We start from the raw sequence: 1,398 nt of genomic DNA on the forward strand, positions 1-1,398 counted from the left end.
ATACGACAGTTTCCCTGCAAGTATTGAAGGTAGAATAAATAATGATGTAAGAGCAAAAATTCAGGGTTATATTACTCAGGTTTTGGTAGATGAAGGACAGTATGTCACCAAAGGACAGCCTTTGTTCCGTCTTGAAACCAATATTCTGACAGAAAATGCGGCTGCCTCAAAAGCTGGAATCGGCGCTGCCGAATCTAATGTTGCAGCAGCACAAGCGCAGGTAAATGCAGCTAATGTAGAAGTAAATAAACTGAAACCATTGGTGCAGAAAAACATTATCAGTAATGTTCAGCTACAGACAGCTCAGGCAAATTTAGCTCAGGCTCAAGCCGGTTTACAACAGGCAATTGCAGCTAAAAGACAAGCCGTTGCTAATTATAAAGGAGTAGAAGCAAACATCGATTACTCGGTGATCCGTGCTCCTATTTCTGGAGTAATTGGTAAACTTCCGTTAAAAGTGGGAAGTTTGGTTGGACCTACCGATCAGGTTGCTTTAACTACAATTTCAGATACTTCAGAGATATTCGCTTATTTTTCAATGAATGAAAAAGCTTATTTCGATTTTCTGGAAAAATCTGTGGGAGCAAGTGTTCCTGAAAAAATAAAAAATCTTCCGATGGTGGAACTTCAGTTGGCAAACGGAAGTATCTATCCTGAAAAAGGGAGAATTGAAGCAATTACAGGTTCTTTGGATCCTACAACAGGAACCATCCAGTTTAGAGTTGCTTTTAAAAATGCTCAAAAACTTTTAAGCAACGGAAACAGTGGAACCATCAGATTCCCTAAACACTACGACAACGTTTTGGTTGTACCGGAAAGCGCAACTTACGAGCAGCAGGGAATTGTTTACGTATATAAAGTTGAAAAAGACACTGCCAGAAATGTTGTGGTAGATGTAATCGAAAGAATCGACAATTTAGCTTTAATAAAATCCGGTGTTAAAAAAGGTGAAGTAATTATTGCAGCAGGAACCGGAAATATAAAACCGGGAACAGCTGTTAAGCCTAAAAAAATCAGCATGGATAGCCTTGTTCAATCAGTAAAACCGAAATTCTAATGATAAAAAACTTTATTAACAGACCGGTTTTATCTACTGTAATTTCCATCATGATCGTTATTCTCGGTATTTTGGGACTTACAGCACTTCCGGTTACACAATATCCCGATATTGCTCCGGCAACGGTGAGTGTGAGAGCCAATTATACAGGAGCCAATGCAGAAACGGTAATGAAGAGCGTTGTGGTTCCGTTAGAAGAACAGATCAATGGAGTTGAAGGGATGGATTATATTACTTCAACAGCAGGAAACGATGGTTCAGCTCAGATTCAGGTATTTTTTAAACAGGGAATCGATGCAGATATTGCTGCGGTAAACGTTCAAAACCGTGTTGCAAGAGCC

At 39.4% G+C, this 1,398-nt stretch carries 2 protein-coding genes; both read left to right on the top strand.

Annotated elements, in window-relative coordinates:
• The coding region (locus tag AB4Y90_RS17885) for an efflux RND transporter periplasmic adaptor subunit (protein ID WP_441558913.1) at positions 1–1,057 on the top strand (1,057 nt) is incomplete at its 5' end.
• The coding region (locus AB4Y90_RS17890) for an efflux RND transporter permease subunit (protein ID WP_441558914.1) at positions 1,057–1,398 on the top strand (342 nt) is incomplete at its 3' end. The genes AB4Y90_RS17885 and AB4Y90_RS17890, both read left to right, overlap by 1 nt.

It is taken from the genome of Chryseobacterium sp. 2TAF14, from assembly GCF_052115105.1.
Lineage (GTDB): Bacteria > Bacteroidota > Bacteroidia > Flavobacteriales > Weeksellaceae > Chryseobacterium.